15 protein-coding genes are annotated in these 16790 nt (G+C 71.0%); 8 read left to right on the top strand and 7 right to left on the bottom strand.

The features are described 5' to 3' along the window. Positions 1-154: 154 nt before the first annotated feature. Positions 155-907, top strand: coding sequence for an SDR family NAD(P)-dependent oxidoreductase (locus tag ACGFT1_RS18155; RefSeq protein ID WP_373909971.1), 753 nt, complete (start codon positions 155-157; stop codon positions 905-907). A 36-nt stretch (positions 908-943) separates the two neighbouring features. Further along, complete coding sequence (locus ACGFT1_RS18150; protein WP_373909970.1) at positions 944-1594, top strand: histidine phosphatase family protein; 651 nt, start codon at positions 944-946, stop codon at positions 1592-1594. A 45-nt stretch (positions 1595-1639) separates the two neighbouring features. On the opposite strand, the gene ACGFT1_RS18145 is transcribed toward ACGFT1_RS18150, so the two are convergent. The 5 genes from ACGFT1_RS18145 to ACGFT1_RS18125 all read right to left on the bottom strand — a co-directional run bounded on the left by ACGFT1_RS18145 (position 1640) and on the right by ACGFT1_RS18125 (position 6127). Then, positions 1640-2293: a hypothetical protein gene (locus ACGFT1_RS18145; RefSeq protein ID WP_373909969.1), complete on the bottom strand. Its 654-nt coding sequence runs from the start codon at positions 2291-2293 to the stop codon at positions 1640-1642. Positions 2294-2438: 145 nt separating this feature from the next. Further along, positions 2439-2996, bottom strand: a complete 558-nt coding sequence (locus ACGFT1_RS18140) for a DoxX family protein (protein WP_373909968.1) — start codon at positions 2994-2996, stop codon at positions 2439-2441. Between the two features lie 177 nt (positions 2997-3173). After that, positions 3174-3926: a helix-turn-helix transcriptional regulator gene (locus ACGFT1_RS18135; protein ID WP_373908040.1), complete on the bottom strand. Its 753-nt coding sequence runs from the start codon at positions 3924-3926 to the stop codon at positions 3174-3176. 271 nt (positions 3927-4197) lie between these two features. Continuing rightward, positions 4198-5052: a restriction endonuclease gene (locus ACGFT1_RS18130; protein ID WP_373909967.1), complete on the bottom strand. Its 855-nt coding sequence runs from the start codon at positions 5050-5052 to the stop codon at positions 4198-4200. Between the two features lie 226 nt (positions 5053-5278). Continuing rightward, positions 5279-6127 (bottom strand): helix-turn-helix transcriptional regulator, encoded by an 849-nt coding sequence (locus ACGFT1_RS18125; RefSeq protein WP_373909966.1) that lies wholly within the window; start codon positions 6125-6127, stop codon positions 5279-5281. Positions 6128-6265: 138 nt separating this feature from the next. Between ACGFT1_RS18125 and ACGFT1_RS18120 the strand changes: the two genes are divergently transcribed. The 3 genes from ACGFT1_RS18120 (at position 6266) to ACGFT1_RS18110 (ending at position 9905) form a co-directional block, all read left to right on the top strand. Then, positions 6266-7045: an NAD(P)H-dependent oxidoreductase gene (locus ACGFT1_RS18120; protein WP_373909965.1), complete on the top strand. Its 780-nt coding sequence runs from the start codon at positions 6266-6268 to the stop codon at positions 7043-7045. A gap of 121 nt (positions 7046-7166) precedes the next feature. Further along, complete coding sequence (locus tag ACGFT1_RS18115; protein ID WP_373909964.1) at positions 7167-7694, top strand: DUF4232 domain-containing protein; 528 nt, start codon at positions 7167-7169, stop codon at positions 7692-7694. A gap of 285 nt (positions 7695-7979) precedes the next feature. Further along, the gene (locus tag ACGFT1_RS18110) at positions 7980-9905 is read left to right on the top strand and encodes an FG-GAP-like repeat-containing protein (RefSeq protein WP_373909963.1); all 1926 of its coding nucleotides are present in this window, start codon (positions 7980-7982) and stop codon (positions 9903-9905) included. A 345-nt stretch (positions 9906-10250) separates the two neighbouring features. Here ACGFT1_RS18110 and ACGFT1_RS18105 read toward each other — a convergent pair whose 3' ends face one another. Beyond that, positions 10251-10721 (bottom strand): Clp protease N-terminal domain-containing protein, encoded by a 471-nt coding sequence (locus ACGFT1_RS18105; RefSeq protein WP_373909962.1) that lies wholly within the window; start codon positions 10719-10721, stop codon positions 10251-10253. A 7-nt stretch (positions 10722-10728) separates the two neighbouring features. After that, positions 10729-10932: a helix-turn-helix domain-containing protein gene (locus tag ACGFT1_RS18100; RefSeq protein ID WP_373909961.1), complete on the bottom strand. Its 204-nt coding sequence runs from the start codon at positions 10930-10932 to the stop codon at positions 10729-10731. A gap of 573 nt (positions 10933-11505) precedes the next feature. Here ACGFT1_RS18100 and ACGFT1_RS18095 point away from each other — a divergent pair. The 3 genes from ACGFT1_RS18095 to ACGFT1_RS18085 are packed head-to-tail and all read left to right on the top strand — an operon-like array spanning position 11506 to position 16697. Beyond that, positions 11506-12489 carry an ABC transporter ATP-binding protein gene (locus ACGFT1_RS18095; RefSeq protein ID WP_373909960.1) on the top strand — a complete coding sequence of 328 codons (984 nt, stop codon included), beginning with the start codon at positions 11506-11508 and terminating at the stop codon, positions 12487-12489. Further along, the gene (locus ACGFT1_RS18090) at positions 12486-13892 is read left to right on the top strand and encodes an ABC transporter permease (RefSeq protein ID WP_373909959.1); all 1407 of its coding nucleotides are present in this window, start codon (positions 12486-12488) and stop codon (positions 13890-13892) included. Before ACGFT1_RS18095 ends, ACGFT1_RS18090 begins: the two co-directional genes overlap by 4 nt. Positions 13893-13946: 54 nt before the next feature. Beyond that, positions 13947-16697 carry an alkaline phosphatase family protein gene (locus ACGFT1_RS18085; RefSeq protein WP_373909958.1) on the top strand — a complete coding sequence of 917 codons (2751 nt, stop codon included), beginning with the start codon at positions 13947-13949 and terminating at the stop codon, positions 16695-16697. The last annotated feature ends 93 nt before the right edge of the window (positions 16698-16790 follow it).

Genomic DNA, 16790 nt, shown 5'->3' with positions numbered 1-16790 from the left:
GGCTTCGTCGGCCTGATCCGGACCCACAGAATGCCTCAGGGTTTTCGCGGCCAACAACGGTGATTGCCGGAATGGCCGGATAACGGGGGTGATCGGCCCGTCTTGAGTGGCAGGATCGAACGGGCGATCAACCGCGCCGCGGAAGGGGAATGTGATGTCGTCTCGGGGCGTCGCCGTGGTCACGGGGGCGGGATCGGGCCTCGGTGCCGCCATCGCGGTACGGCTGGCCGCCACCCATGATCTGGTGCTGACCCATCTGACAAGGGACTCGGGGCTCGCCGACACCGCCGACCGGGTTTCAGCGGCCGGTGCGGACGTTCTCGCCACGGTGGCCGGGGACCTCACGCATGAGGAGACCGTGGAGCGCCTGGGGAAATCCATGGCAGCATGCGGTCAAAGGCTCGACGTCCTCGTGTGCAATGCCGGGGCGTACAGATATACGTCATGGCAGGACACCACGTGGGACGACGTGCGCAAGGCCCTGGACGTCAATCTCCTCGCGCATATCGCCTGCGTACGCGCCGCCACGCCCCATCTGGTGGCGCGCGGAACGGGCCGGATCGTGGCCGTTTCCACAGTGCTCACGCGGGTAGGACGCGTGGAACTCGCCCCCTACATCGCGGCGAAAGGCGGCCTGGAGGCATTCGTCCGCGCTCTCGCTCGCGAGCTCGGCCCGCACGGGGTCACAGCGAATTCCGTGAGACCGGGTTCCATCGAACTGGATACCGAACAGCGGTCTCACCCGGATTATCCGTCCTGGCGGCAACGGGAATTCTCCCGGCAATGCATCAAACGGCATGGGCGTCCCGAAGACGTGGCCGCGGCCGTGGCTTTCCTGGCTTCTCCCGAAGCAGGTTTCGTCACCGGCCAGAGTCTGACCGTCGATGGCGGCTGGGACCTGAACTGACCTGCGAAGCAAGCCGATCCAAGGACCTCCACGCGAATGGCGTACGCACATGGACGGAAATCCGCTACCCGTGTATGGCTGGTGCGGCACGCGCAATCGCATGCCAGCGTGAAGAGACTGATCGCAGGTTCGCGTACGTGTGCCGGCCTCACGGAGCTGGGCCGGGAACAGGCCGCGCGGCTCACGGCCCGGCTGGCAGCCGAACCACCGCGGCCGGACGCGCTGTTGACCAGCCCGGTGCGCAGGGCCCGCGAGACGGCCGAGGTGCTGGCGAACGGCCTGGGCCTCGGGGCACCGGTCCTCGAAACACGGGCGCGCGAGCTCGACTTCGGAGCGGCCGACGGCCTGTCCATCGACGAGTACCAGCGCATCCACGGGGCGTTCGACATGACCGTTCACCCCGACCGGCCCTTCGCGCCCGGCGGGGAGACGTGGAACCAGCTCCGGACCCGGGCCGGCCGTGTCGTCAACGACCTGATGTCCGGTCACCGTGGCGGTACGGTCATGGTGGTGTGCCATGCCGGTCTCATCGTCGCGGTGATGTCAGCGCTGCTGGACGTCGTCCCACCGGTGCTGTTCACGGACGCCACACCCGCGGCCACTTCGATCAACGAATTCGTCCACGACGGCTCCCGGTGGGACCTGCTCCGGTTCGACGACGCGAAGCATGTCGCCGAGGCCGAATGAGGAGGGCGGGACCGGGCCCGCGGAGGCCGAGTTCGAAGACGACGCCTAGGAACGGGTGGCGGTCGCACAGCCGTTGACCTTGGCCGTCGGGCCGTTGCTCCCGTTGATCGGCTCGCTTCGGTCATACGGATCGATCTGGTGGGCCTCGTCGGCAGGGTTCTCGTCGGCCGCGCCGAAGGGCGGCAGGAAGCAGCCGGTCCGGGCGGAGCAGCCGCCGTCGGTCATGTCGAGCGCATACGAGACCAGGGGCATCGTGCCCGGTTCGGCGACGACCTCGGCCGGGTCGTCCCCGCTCATCACCACCTCGCGCCGCACGATCGTACGGCGGACCTCGGCGTCCCGTCCGCCGTCGCCCACCGGGGTGACCGGGTACACGCAGGTGACGTCCGCCGTCGCCTCGACCGCCCCCCGTTTCCCTTCCCGGTACGCCAGCCGACCGCGCGTCTTGACCACGTCACCGACCAGCCGGGCCCGTTGCGGCCGGAAGCGGCTGAACAACAGCAGCGGGTCGGTCTCAGGGGCGGGCGCCGTCGACGACAGGGCCGTACGGAGATACTGCTGGACGTCCCTATGGTGCGGGCTCAACGGCGCGATCGCCTTCGTGGGCCGCTCGCCGCGCAGCACGCGGGAGTCGAGCCCCGCGGCCACCAGGAAGTCCCGGCTGTGCCGCAGCGCCCGTTCGACCTGGGCGGCGTCCATCCAACCGGTGGCCTCGGCCGGTGGGACCGTCGGCCCCTCCGGGCCGGCACCCCTGGCGTCGCTCAGCTCGGGATGGGAAATCAGGGCGAGCCAAGAGCACGTAGAGGTGCCTCGCGAGAGGTCCGGGTGAGCCGGTCCTCTGCGTCTACAGAGTGAGTGTGATCGCGGCGGCGATGCCTCCCAGGCCGAGGGCGAAAGCCGCCTCGTTCCAGCCGCCCTTACCCCACCGGAACGGGCGGTCGGCGGCCAGCCGGCCCGGGCCGATGGCGGCGACGGCCAGCGCGACGACGGTGATGCAGACGCTGTATTCCACGCCGCCGTCCGTTTCCCACAGGCCGTGGGCGCCGGTGACCGTGGCCATCGCATTGATCATGACGCCGATCAGGGCGGCAGCCGCGAGCGGTGTCAGCAGCCCGAGGGCCAGACCGAGACCGCCGAGCAACTCGGACAGTCCGCCGATCACGGCGAAGAGTTTCCCCGGGTGGTAGCCCAGGGCCGCGAACCCCTTGCCGGTCGCCGTCAGGCCCGGGCCTCCGAAGAGTCCGAAGACCTTCTGGGCCCCGTGCGCGGCCATCAGCAGGCCGAAGGCCAGCCTGATGAGCAGCAGGCCGAAGTCACCGGCGGTCGTCGTGGGCCCGGTGGTGGAATGCGCCACCGGCTCCGCGGAAAAGACGGAATTGTTCAGAATGTGTTTGATCAACATGGCAATGCTCCGGTTGGAACGCCAGAACGGGCGTCTCCCCCAGCTCGGCCGGACGCCGAGCACCGGTCATGGGTAAGTCCGCGCGGTAGGGGGGAGTCCCGGTCCACCTGTCCTTCCACCGCGGGCGGGGTCGTGCGTCGGGGCGGTGGCCCGCGGGAGCGGGCGGCCGGCCTCGCGTCAGTGGTCCTGGGCCGGCCGGTCATCACGATCGGTGTCGGTGGGACACAGTCGTACGCAGCATTCGCCGGCCTCGGGGGCCAGCACGGCCTGGACCCCGCGGACCTCCAGGCCGGTGAGGTAACCGCTGAGGAAGGCCTGGTTCATGCCGCACACCAGGCCGGGCGCCTTCGCGGCCAGCGGATGGAACGGGCAGTTGCGCAGCCGGAGCCGGGTGGGAGCCTCCCGCACCGGTTCGTAGCCGTACGCGTCCAGCAGCCGCTCGCACGCGGTCAGCCCCCGCTCGGGACCCAGGCGACCCGGACGGGTCTCCTCCCGCGCCGCCTCCCCCAGCCGCCGGCCGCGCTGCCCGGCGGTCCGCACCGCCGCCTGCGCCGCATCCTCACCCGCCCCCTCACCCAGGACCGCCTCCAGCAGAAGGTCCGCCAGGAACTCGTGGCGCCGGTCGGGGATGCTCACGGTGATCTGCGCGCCACTGGGCTCGTACACCTTCGGCCGTCTGCCGACCTTGCGGATCCCGCCGGGCGTCTCATAACGCGCGCGGAGCAGACCCGCGTCGACGAGCTTGTCCAGGTGGAAAGCGGCGAGCTTGCTGGATATCCCGGCGCTGGCGGCCGCCTCGTCCCGGGTGACGGCACGACCGGCCCGCCGCACGAAGGCGAACATACGCCGCCGCGAGTCCTCGCTCAGGACGCTGACGGACTCGATCGCGCTGGGGACCGCATCGGCCGGTGCTGTCGGTTCGGAAGCCACACCACCACGGTAACCCCCATGGGCGTACGCACAAGAGGTCTCCCAACCCTGTGGACTGCACGCCTCGGCGACCTCGTTCGATAACACCAGGATGTGTTGGGGAAAGAAGGGTTGCGAGGGTTCATGAACCGCAGCCCTGACTCGACCTGGAGCGCTACAGCTCCGCACGCTTGCGTGCTGACCTCGAAGGCGGGTGCCGGCATCCTGCGCGCGGGCCGCTCGGCCGGCCGGGGTGGCCGGGGCCCGGTAGCGGCCGCGGTACGGGCCCGTCTCAGCGGCGTCCGGCCAGCTTCTTGGCCTCGGTGAGGATCCGGCCGCGCTCCAGGAAGCCCATCCCGTGCTCCCGGAGCATCCGGTCGACCCGGTGCTGCCCGCGGCCGGCGGAGAGGAGCCGGGCCGCCTCGGTCACCAGTGCTCGCGGCACAGGTGCGGTCAGCGCGGACAAGGCACCGGTGCGGTCCGACGGCGCACGGTCCCGGGAGACCCGCACCCGCAACGGGCGGGTCCACACCCGCACGCGCCGATCGCCCCGGGTGGCCAGCAGATACGCGCCCAGGAGCCAGCAGGCGGCCAGGATGCCGATGAACTTGAGCACGTCCGCGGCCGGCGGGCCGGTGTAGGTCTTCTCGTCGCCGATCGAGCCCAGCGGGGCCATCAGCAACAGGACGCCGGCGACCACGCGCCAGTGGCGCTGCCAGAAGCCCCCGGCGGCGGCCGGCGCCCGCTCGGGGGCGGGTCGGGCCGGCGGGCCGGTGGGGGCGGAGGCGGGCCGGCGGTGGACCCGGCGGGCGGTTTGGTCGACCGGGGTCATCGTGCCGTCGAGGCTGTACCGGAACAGGGCGATGTCCCACTCCCGCGCGTAGGCGACGGCGGTCGGCGTGTAGTCGCTGCCGGTGAAGAAGATCAACTGGGCCGCCGACCCCTTGGGCCGCGCACCGACGAAGCGCTGGAGATCCGGCCGTCCCACCTGGGCGGCCTGGTACTTCACCTGCCCCAGCGCGCCTCGCGCCCGGACATCGATGCCCGCGTCGGGCCCGCCGGGACGCGCGGTGGCGTCGGTGTACCCCCAGTGCCGCATCCAGCGGGCCGCGTTGTGCTCGGCCTGCTGCCACGACGAGATCTGCATCGGCCGTGGTCCCCCGGCCCCGTTCCCCGCCCCGCTCACCTCGTCCCCTCCCGCGTCGCGCCCGCCGGCTCATCGTATGCCGCGCCCCGGGGCGGCATGGACGCTACGGCAGCCGTTCCGGCACCCGGCGTCCCCTGTATCGCCGGCCGATCGCCCCCGAACGCCGTTCGGCCATGAAGGGGGCGTACCGCCGCACGGGGGCGCGCCCAGGCGTGCACGGCGAGAGTCACTCGCGGACCTGAGCCTTCACCGGGGCACGCGCGTCACCGCCGGCCGTGTCCAGGCCCGCGAGGAGGCGCAGCCCGTCCTCGGCGGGGCTGCCGGGAGCCGCGGACAGCACCAGCAGTTCGGTGCCCGATGCGTCCGGCAGGGCGAAGTTCTCCTGGTGCAGTTCCAGCAGTCCGACCAGCGGGTGCCGGTACGCCTTGCGTCCATGGGTGCGGGCACGTACGTCCGCGCGGGCCCAGAGGCGGCGGAAGCGCTCGCTGCCCATCGCCAGTTCTCCGATGAGCGAGGCCAGGCCGGGGTCATCGGGGTACTTGCCGGCGGCCAGGCGCAGGTGCCCGACCACGTCGAGGGTGCACTGCTCCCAGTCCGCGTAGAGGCCGCGCTCGGCCTCTTCGAGGAAGATGTGCCGTGCGGTGTTCAGGCCCGGCACCGGCCGGCCGAAGAGGAGCCCGGCGAGGCGGTTCCCGGCGAGCACGTCCAGGCGGTGGTTCATGATCAGCGCGGGTGCGCCGGCGACCAGGTCGAGGACGCGCAGCAGCTCCGGCCGGACACGGCCGCCCGGCGTCTTCGTGCGGCGGCGGCGCTGCCGGGCGAGCCGGTAGAGGTGCGCACGTTCGGTCTCGTCGAGGCCGAGGACGTGGGCGAGCGCGTCGAGGATCTGCTCGGAGGGCTGGGTCGCGCGGCCCTGCTCCAGGCGTACGTAGTAGTCGACGCTGACTCCGGACAGGTGTGCGACCTCTTCGCGGCGCAGCCCTTCGACCCGGCGGCGGCTGCCGGTGGGAATGCCGACGGCCGCCGGGTCGACCCGGGAACGCCGGGTCCGCAGGAAGCCCGCAAGATCGTCCATGCGTCCAGTATCGCCTCGGTGCTGGCCGTGAGGGTGGCCCTGCCGATACCAGGAACTCCCGTCCGACGGAAGAGGCGCCCCTGAACACCGGGCGCCGCGGCGTCCACCATCGAAGGCATCCGATCCGGAGGAGTTCCCATGAAAACGCTGATCGTCTACGCCCACCCGGAGCCGAAGTCGCTCAACAGCTCACTGAAGGACCTCGCGGTGTCCACGTTGATGAACGCCGGGCACGAGGTACGGGTGAGCGATCTGTACGCGATGAACTGGAAGGCGGTCGTGGACGCCGCGGACTACGGCCCGCACGCCTCGAATCCGCTGAGGGTCGCCCTGGACTCGGGGCGGGCCTTCGACGCCGGGACGCTCACCCCGGACGTCCTCGCCGAGCAGGAGAAGCTGCTGTGGGCAGACACGATCATCTTCCAGTTCCCGCTGTGGTGGTACACGATGCCCGCCATCCTCAAAGGCTGGGTGGACCGGGTGTTCACCTACCACTTCGCGTACGGCGTCGGCGAGCACAGCGACACCAGGTACGGCGAGCGCTTCGGCGAAGGCACCCTCGCGGGCAGGAAGGCTCTGCTGTCGGTGACCGCCGGCGGCCCGGAACCGCACTACGCCGCCCGCGGGATCAACGGCCCCATCGACGACCTGCTGTTCCCGATCCACCACGGCATCCTCTACTACCCGGGCATCGAGGTCCTGCCGCCGTTCGTGCTGTACGGCACCGACCGGATGACCGGCGAGGACTACACGGACGCCGCCAAGGCCTGGGAGCAGCGCCTGCTCACCCTGGAGTCGACCGAGCCGATCGCGTTCCGGCGGCAGAACTTCGGTGACTACGAGATCCCCTCACTGCACCTGAAGGAGGGTCTGGAACCGGCCGGCCGCACGGGTTTCGGACTGCACGTGCGCGGCTGACCTCGAACGATGGACGGACGAGTGTCCGGAACCTCGCCCGCGTTGCCCGCGTCTAGCTGTGCGGTGAGGCAGGAGCGGTGGCGCCGGGTCCCGCAGGGGTGCCTTCACCAGGGGAATTTTCATGGCACGGCGGACACTGGCAGTCCCCGCTCTCGGCCTGCTGGCACTGCTGGGGACCGGGGCCTGCGGCAGCGACCACGGCTCGTCCGACGCTCGTCCCGCCGTATGCCGGGCGTCCCAGCTGGGCTGGACGATGACCCGTCTGCCCGGCAGGCAGCAGACCGCGCCGGCGGCCACGCTGAGCGCCGAGAACAAGGGATCGAAGACCTGCGCCTTCGACGGCTACCCGGACGTCGACGTGTACATCGGCAAGGGGCCGTCGGCCGACGGGAAGCCGAAAAAGGGCGCCGCAGCAGTGCACTTGGAACTGAACCCGGGCCATACCGCCGAGTTCCCGCTCTTCTACGAGGCGACGGCCGCTCCGGGCGACGGTTGCGAGGTCTCGGCCGAGTACGACCCCAGCATCACCGTGGTGCCCCCGCACACCAAGGACGGCTCCATCGTCAAGATGACGGATGCGAAGGGGCGTCATGTGCGGGCGCAGGTGTGCGGCGCCGGCATCGAGCTGGGCTCGCCACAACTGCGATGAGAAGCATGGGCATTGGGGAGCAGCACGTCAACCGACGTGTACCTCACGCGTACGGCGGCTGTGCGATCATGGTCGCTGCGACCGCTGACCACGGTCGGTCGACAGCCGCCGCACGGCGGCACGGGGGAATGCACCGGGGGGTGCGCCATGAACGCGGCGCAGGCCGTCGGCGGAAGATCACGCGTCGGAGTCCGCCACAGCGGCTTGCCGTCTGCCGGGTGGCAGTGGCCTGGCTTCGAGTCCTCGTGCCGCCGTCCGGCCTGCCTCAGTAGGAGAAAACCAGAAGTGCTCGATAGACGAATACGTTTCGGGGCGGTCGCCGCGCTGAGCGCCGCGACGCTGCTGGGCAACGCCGCGGCGGCTCAGGCCGGCACCGCCGCCCCCGTTCCGGGCGGACCGGCGCCGAACGCGCCGGCCCGGCCCACCGCGTCGGTGCCCTCGCACGGCGACGCCCCCGCGCCGACACTCGCGGCCGGTTCCGCGGCCGAGCCCTCGGCCTCCGTCACGCCGGTGCCGGCCGCCGACGGCGACTGGACGGCCCAGGACGCCATCCGCTTCTGGACGCCCGAGCGTCTGGCCGCGGCCACCGACCCCTCGGGCCGCACCGCCCCGCCCAAGAACGTGGCCGCGGCCCGGCAGCAGGGTTCCGCCACCGGCGTCACCGCCCAGCACTTCAAGGGCATCAAGTCCGTCGGCACGATCTTCACCACCGGCGCGGGCGTGAAGGGCCACCGCTGTTCGGCCAGTGTTGTGCGCAGCGACGGGCACAATCTGATCCTCACCGCCGGGCACTGTGTCGGCGCGAAGTCCATGTTCGTGCCCATGTACGACCACACCAAGAGCGCGTCCCAGCAGCCGAACGGGGTCTGGGCGGTCGACAAGTGGTTCCGTGACAAGCGGTACGCCTCGGACAAGAGCAAGAACTCCGACCTGGACTACGCTTTCGCGAGCCTGAAGCCCAACGGCCGCAAGAACGTCCAGGACGTCGTGGGCGCCAACACGCTCGCCCGTACGCCCGGCTACGCCAACCGGGCGACCGTCATCGGCTACCCGAAGATCGCGCACAACCCGCAGGACCAAGCGGTCCGCTGCCCCGACGTCTCCACGACCGCGCTGTCCGGCTACTACCAGATGCAGATCAACTGCGGGGGCATGTGGGGCGGGGTGTCCGGCGGGCCGTGGTTCTCCACGCTCGACGCCACCGGCAACACCGGCACGATCATCGGCAACGTGGGCGGCTTCATGCAGGGTGGCCCGGACGTACCGCAGACCGACCACCGGTACAACGAGATCAGCTACAGCCCGCTGTACGGCGACCGCTTCTTCAAGCTCTACGCCGACGCCCAGAAGGGGCACAACCCCGACTACGGTCCGTACCGGCAGCCGCGCCTGCCGTACACCATGGGAACCGGTTCGGCCTGGAAGCACGCCAGGCTGATGGCCTCCGGTGACTTCAACGGCAACGGCCACAGCGACATGATCGTGGTGCGGGACGACGGTGGGGCCACGCTGTACGACAGTGACGGCAAGGGCCGGTTCACCGGTGAGCAGCGGCTGCTGGGCAAGAACGGCACCTGGAAGCACGCGGTCACCATCACCGCGGGCGACTTCACCGGCTCCGACCGGTTCGACCTGCTGGTGCGCTGGACCGACGGCGAGGTGACGCTGTACGGCGATGTCGGCACCAAGGGCCTGAACCGGGCCGGTACCCAGATGATCAAGCCCAACGACCTCTGGAGGGACGCGACCGAGATCGCGGCGGGCCGCTTCGGCTCCTCCCGGCACGTCACCGACCTGATCGTGCGCTGGACCGACGGCGAGGTCACCCTCTACACGAACGTCGGCGCCGGCACCTTCGGCCAGGAGCACAAGCTCAAGGGCAAGAACGACACCTGGCGGAGTGCCACCCTGCTCACCGCCGGCGAGTACTCCGGCAGCGCCAAGTGGGACCTCATGGTGCGCTGGACCGACGGCGAGCTCGACGACTACGCCGGCACCGGCACGTCGGGCCTCGGCAGGGAACAGCGCGTCCTGGCCAGGAACGACCTCTGGAAGCACGACACGGTCATGACGACCGGCGAGTTCACCGGCAACGGCCGTACCGACGACCTCGTCGTCCGCTGGTCGGACGGCGAGACCACGATGTACCCGGACACCCGCGCCGCCCGCCTGGGCAGCGAGGCGACCCTGGTCCACGCCGCCTGCTGCTGATCGAGAGCCGGACACTCCATGCCCTCGGCACGAACATCGAGCCGAGGGCATCGTGCGTACCGCACGTCAGGAGGCCCGGTCGGCCTGCCGCGTCTTTGACGACCCCACCCGCTCGGCCGTCCGCGCAGCGCTCCGGTGCGTCCAGCGGCCGCTGGTCAGCAGGCCGGGCGACTCCGTAGGTGAGCCCCTGGGGCGGTCTCGGGCGGGAGTGCGGACGCTGGCTGCTCATCCACGGCCGTCACCCCGGACGACTACGACGCCCACCTGGACGCGTACTCCAGCACGCTGTGCCCGGGCGAGGCCGTGGCCGCGCCGGGTCGGCCGTTCCGCCGGCCGACCGACGTCTCAGGAACCGGGCTGCCGGATGCGGGCCCGTACGGCGGCGCGGTCGATCCCGAGTTGCGCCATGAGATCTGCCGCGGGATCCGGTTTCTCACACTCGAGGAGTGCGAGCAGCAGGTGCTCCGGTGCGATGCGCCGGCTGCCGGTCTTCCTCACCTCGGCGAGGGCGCGTGGCAGGACCGAGCGGGCGCCGGAGGTGAAGGGTGTGCGTTTGCGCGAGGCAGGGATCGGTGGGCGCTCGACTCCCTGGACGTCGATGCCGATCGCGGCCAGTGCGGACCGGTCGAGGGCGGCGAGAGCGGACCGCGCGGTCTCCACGTCGGTTCCGAAGGCCCGGACGGTGACCGAGCCCGGCTCGTTGAGCACACCGAGGAGGAGGTGTTCGGTGCCGATGCGGCGGTCGCCGCGCAGCCTGGCCTCTTCCACCGCTGAGCTGACTGCCGTGCGGGCACCGGCTGCGAAATGTTCGAACACTGTCGTCTCACTTCCCGTACTTGGCGTGGACGGACTGGCGGGACACGCCGAGGGCGTCTCCGATCTGCTCCCAGGACCATCCCTGCTCCCTGGCGCGTGCCACGGCGGCCGCTTCCACCTGCTCGGCCAGTCGGTGCAGGGCGCCTACCGCCCCTGACAAAAACACCGCTCCCGCATCGCCGGGCAGGCCCCGGTCGTCGCCCACTGCCACTCGCACCTCATCACCGGCCCCAGCGGCTGAACGGCTGAGTCAGTGGGCGACGATCATGTAGAGGATGGCGGTAGCTACCGCGCTGATGAGCAGGGAACCTAGACAACCGATCCGGTTACTGAAGAAGAACATGGTCCCCGTTTACCCCAAAAGACCCAGTAGTCGCATCGGCAGCTTCGAATCCCCCGGCCACCCGGTGCCCGCCCGGCCCGCAGACGGCGTCAAGGGTTCCGGCGGGACCGGCCGGGTGCGGACGGGTGCGGACGGGCGCGTGGGCGGGACCGTTCCGGTCGGCTCGGGCGAAGCCGGTGCAGGAGGTCATCGATCCCCTACGACACAACCGCCACGGTCCAGCCGGCCGCACCCCACCACGATCCATGCACTGCGGACCAGGACTGCCCTGGCCGCTGACGCCCCGTCGGCCCGCCGGAGCGTGACGACCACGCCCATCGGCGCGGCGGGCGTCCATTGACTCCCGTTTGGGATTCCGTTCCCTGAGCGTTCAACCGGTGCTCCCCGTCAGCGTCGTGTGCGCTTCCTAGGGTCCATGTGGCTTCCCGAAAGAAGGGGCTCATGGACTCACAGCTCGCCATCCGGGCTCGCGGCATCACCAAGTGCTACGGCGATGTCGTCGCGCTCGACGGCGTCGACCTGGATGTGACGCAAGGACAGATCCACGCTCTGGTCGGTCCGAACGGCGCCGGCAAGACCACCTTGCTCGGCCTCCTTCTCGGCCTGGCCGTGGCCGACAGCGGGCATCTGGAGGTCCTCGGCACGCCGGTGGGCCGGGCGTTCGAAGCGCCCGGCGGTGTCGCCGGGTTCGTGGACGGGCCGGGACTGTACCCCTCGCTCACCGCCCGGCAGAACCTCGCCGCTCTGGCCGCTCTGCGGGGCGACGGCGGGCGGTCGGCCGGGATCGGCGACGCACTGGAACAGGTGGGACTCACGGACGTCGCCGACGACCGCACCCGCGGCTTCTCCCTGGGCATGCGCCAACGGCTCGGCCTCGCCGCGGCCTTGCTCACCAAGCCGCGGCTGCTCGTCCTGGACGAGCCCTCCAACGGCCTGGACCCGGCCGGGAAGAAGCACGTCCACGGTGTTCTCACCCGGCTCGCGCGGGAGGGGACGAGCGTCGTGCTCTCCAGCCACCGCATGGACGACCTGGAGGCCCTGTGTTCGCAGGTCACCATCCTCGCGACCGGGCGGATCGTCTTCTCCGGGCCGCTGGGCAAGCTGGCCGCCGAGAACCGTGAACTCGACTACCGGGTGATGACGTCCGACCCGGAGCGCGCACGCCGGCTGGCCGCCCGCACGCCGGGAGTCCGCCTGTCCGGCGGCACCGCGGCGGGGCGGGGCGGGGAGGTGCTCTTGGTGCGCGCGCCGGTGCCCGCCCTCGACGACCTGGTGGCACGGCTCGTCCACGAGGGCATCGCACTGCGCGAACTCGCCCCGGTCGTCTCCCCGTTGGAGGCGGCGTTCCTGGCCCTGACCGAGCAGCGGAAGCCCGGGGCCCAAGAGCAGAGGGCGGACGCCCGGCAGGAGGAGAACGGCCGATGACCGCAACCACGACCCCCGCCGCAAGTTCCGCCCCCACCGCCGTACCCACCGCGCAAGCGCATAGCACCGCATCAGGCCGCGTCACAGTCGCCCGGAGCTACCGCTTCGAAGTCGTCAAGCTCCTCTCCCAGTGGCGGATCCGCCTCCTGCTCCTGGCCTGCTGGATCGCGCCGGCGCTCTTCGTGGCCGGGGTGAGCGCGCAGAGCACGCTGCCCACGGACACCCTCTTCGGCCGCTGGATGCACGCCACCGGGTGGGCCGGGCCGCTGGTCACCCTCGGTTTCGCCGGTACCTGGGCGCTTCCGCTGCTCACCTCCGTCGTCGCCGGTGACGTGTTCGCCGCCGAGGACCGGCTCGGCACCTGGCGCCACCTTCTCGTCGCCGTCCGCTCGCCCCGGCGGATCTTCGCTGCGAAGGCACTGGCCGGCGTCACCGTCATCCTGCTGCTCGTGGCCGGGCCGGCCGTCTCCAGCACGGTCGGCGGGCTGGTGGCCGTCGGCGACCAGCCACTGGTCGGCCTGGACGGCCGTGTGCTCGCGCCGGGAGACGCCGCCGGCACGGTCCTGCTCGCCTGGGCCTGTGTGCTCGCCCCGACGCTGGCCCTCGCCGGAATCGGGCTCCTCGGGTCGGTCGCCCTCGGGCGCTCCCCCATGGGTCTGCTGCTGCCCGCGGTCATCGCGCCGGCGACGCAGTTCGCCCAGATGCTGCCGCTCCCCGTCGCCGTACGCCTCGCCCTGCCCGGCGACGCGTTCTTCACCTGGAACGGCCTGTTCACCAGCCCGGCGCGGCTCGCCCCGGTCCTCATCAGTGTCGTTGTCAGCCTCCTGTGGGCCGTGGCGGCGACGGCGCTGGCCTATGTCCTCTTCATACGGCGCGACTTCACGAACCCCACCGACGACGGCTCGGCGCGCCGCGCGCTCACCACGGCCGCCCTGCCGCTCATGGGTCTGCTCGGTGTGACGGTCGCGGTCCTGGCGGCGGCGACCACGGCCACCGGCTCCGGGATCGAGCGGGCCAAGGTGCAGCACTCGCTCGCCACCGAGTTCGCCCACCTGTACCGCATGCAGACCGACCAGCTCCACCGGCCCGCTGTCACCGAGGCGCAGTTGAGGACCTCGGCGGCGTGCACCAAGGCCGGTGTCCAGGACGGCGCCCGGGGCCCGGGCAACGACTGGCGGTGCGTCGTCTCCTGGCACCTGCCGGGCGTCGCGGCCACCGGGTCGGCCGTCTACCAGCTGGACATCACGGCGGACGGGCGGTTCGTCGCCGACGGCGACGGACCGAAGGAAGTGAACGGCTACTTCCTGGTGCGGACTTCGACCGGAGACGCACCCAATCCGCTGTGGCAGTTCGACGGCAGCGTCGACCTGCTCTCCACCTCCCCGGACTCCCCGGCTCCCTGAACTCTTCCTCTCCGGCCACCCCCCGAACCCCCGAGTGCGCGAAGGAATGACGTCATGCAGATAGCACGCCGCCGCCGGCAGGCCGAGAAGAAGTACTACGACCTGCTGGGCAGACGTGTCAGCCGCCGGGCCACGCTGGTCACGGCATGCGTCACCACGGCCGCCCTGGCCACCGGCACCGCCGTCGCCGGGACCCGTCAGTTCGGCACCGACCAGGTCGGCCAGGTCACCGACAGGGGCCAGGTCGTCTCCGCCGACCAGTACATCGACCCGTACGGCGACCGCCTCGTCATCGACGACGGCAAGATCATGTCGTCGACGGTCAGCCCGGACGGCAGCCACCTCGCCGCCGCGCTCACCGACGGCGACGCCGCGCTGGTCGTCGTGGACCTCGCGACCGGGCGGATCAAGCAGCGTGTCGGCGCGAACGCCGCGGACGACCTGCGCATCAGCAGCGGCTCCGTCGGCCAGGAAGGCCCGACGTACTCACCCGACGGCAAGCAGCTGTGGCTGGGCCAGGCCGACGGGTACACCAGATTCACCGTGAACGCGGACGGCACCCTCACCGACCCGGTGACCGTCAAGATCCCGGCCGACGGCGACAAGCAGGCCCTGGTCGCCGCGGCGGTGTTCTCCGCCGACGGCTCCACCGTGTACGCCGCGGTCAACGGCCAGAACCGGGTGGTGGCGATCGACGCGGCGACCGGGGCCGTCAAGCGGAGCTGGGCGGTGGGCAACGCCCCGCGCGGCATGGCCCGGGCCGGCGACAAGCTCTACGTCGGCAACGAGGGCGGACGGCCCGCGAAGCCCGGTGACTCCACGCTCAACTCGTACGGCACCCAGGTGCCGGCCGACCCGAAGACCGGCGCCACCACCACCGGCACGGTCAGCGTCATCGACCTGGCCGACCCGTCCGCCGCCGTCGGCACCATCGACGTCGGCCTGCACCCGACCGCCGTGTACGCCCGGCGCGGCGCGGTGTTCGTCACCAACACCGCCGACAACAACGTGTCGGTCATCGACACCGCCGACGGCAAGGTCGTACAGACCATCTCCACCCAGCCGTGGCCGGAGGCCTCGGTCGGCTACGAGCCCGACGGCGTGACCCTCACCGACGACGGCCACCTGCTGGTGACGCTCGGCCGCGCCAACGCCGTCGCCGTGTACCGGTACACCTCCCCGCAGGAGCCGGTCAGCTACATCGGCCTCCTTCCGACGGACTACTTCCCCGCCGAGATCACCACCGTGGGCAAGAAGGTCGTCGTCTCCAACACCCGCGGCGTCGACGCCCGCCGCCCCGACAGCGCCGGCCGCGGCACCCACGACACGACCTCCAGCCTGACGCAGTTCACTCTGCCCGGCGACCGTGTCATCCGCTCCCGGACCGCCAAGGTCTTCCAGCAGAACGGCTGGAGCGCCGGCTCCGTCCCGTTGGCCAAGGGCCACGGCCACACCAAGCCGCAGCCGGTCCCGGCACGGATCGGCGACCAGTCGACGATCAAGCACGTCTTCCTGATCGTCAAGGAGAACCGCACCTACGACCAGGTCTTCGGCGACATCCCCCAGGGCGACGGCGACCCGTCGCTGACGCAGTTCGGCGAGAACGTGACGCCGAACCAGCACGCCCTGGCCGAACAGTTCGGGCTGTACGACAACACCTACGACATCGGCACCAACTCCGCCGAGGGCCACAACTGGCTCATGCAGGCCGACAACCCCGAGTACACCGAGTCCTCGGCCGGCGAGTACAAGCGCAGCTACGACACCGAGGACGACGCCCTCGGCCACCAGAAGACCGGCTTCCTGTGGACGGGCGCGCAGGCGGCCGGCAAGAGCGTGCGGGACTTCGGCGAGTTCCAGCAGTTCCTGGCCAAGCCGTCCGGCGCCAGCTGGCAGAACCTGTACTGCGACGCCAAGAACATGGACGCGACCGGCCAGGCCACCGCCTACCCCCTGAACTCCTCCTCACCGATCCCGTCGCTCAACAGCGTTTCGGTGCCCGGCTTTCCCAAGTTCGACACCAGCGTCCCGGATCTGTACCGGTACCAGATCTGGAAGCAGGACTTCGAGAAGAACGGCCCGGCGGACCTGAACATGTTCTGGCTCTCCAGCGACCACACCGGCGGCCCGGCGAGCCCGGCCGCCCAGGTCGCCGACAACGACCTCGCCACCGGCAAGATCGTCGACAGGATCTCCCACAGCAAGTACTGGAAGGACTCGGCGATCTTCGTCGTGGAGGACGACTCCCAGGCCGGCCTGGACCACGTCGACGGCCACCGCGCCCCGGTCCAGATCATCAGCCCCTGGGCCCGGCACGGCACCGTCGACAGCCACTACTACTCGCAGATCACGATGATCCGCACCATCGAGCAGATCCTCGGGATCCACCCGATGAACCAGAAGGACAGCGCGGCCACCCCCATGCTGGGCGCGTTCACCCGGCACCCCGACTACACCCCGTTCACCGCCCTGCCCAACCGCACCTCACTGACCGACGGCCTGAAGACCCCGCCGTCGTGCGGCGTGGACACCCCCGCCGCACAGGACCCCGAGGCGGCGGCCGTACCGACGGCGAAGGTACCGGCGGACAAGAAGTCCCTCGCCGCAGCGTGGGACGCCTGGAAGTCCAAGCAGCACCTGACCGGCCCCCACGCCGTCCCCGACTACGCCAACCCGGCCCAGATGAACCACCTCACCTGGTACCAGACCCACAACTGGACGCGCCCGTACCCCGGCGAGAAGAAGATCCACGCCCCGAACGACGTACCCGGCGCCTACATCCCGTCGCCGGAGTCGGACGGCTGACCCACGCCCCCGCAAGGACCCCTGCCGGGCCGCCCGCCCGTCAGGGGTTCTTCCCGTTCCCAGCCGCAGCGAGCGTGAACCGGCGGGCCGGCG

The sequence above is a fragment of the Streptomyces sp. Y20 genome (genome assembly GCF_043195475.1).
Classification (GTDB): domain Bacteria; phylum Actinomycetota; class Actinomycetes; order Streptomycetales; family Streptomycetaceae; genus Streptomyces.
The sequence above is the reverse complement of the archived record's forward strand: the minus strand, read 5'-3'. Positions and strand labels throughout refer to the sequence as shown.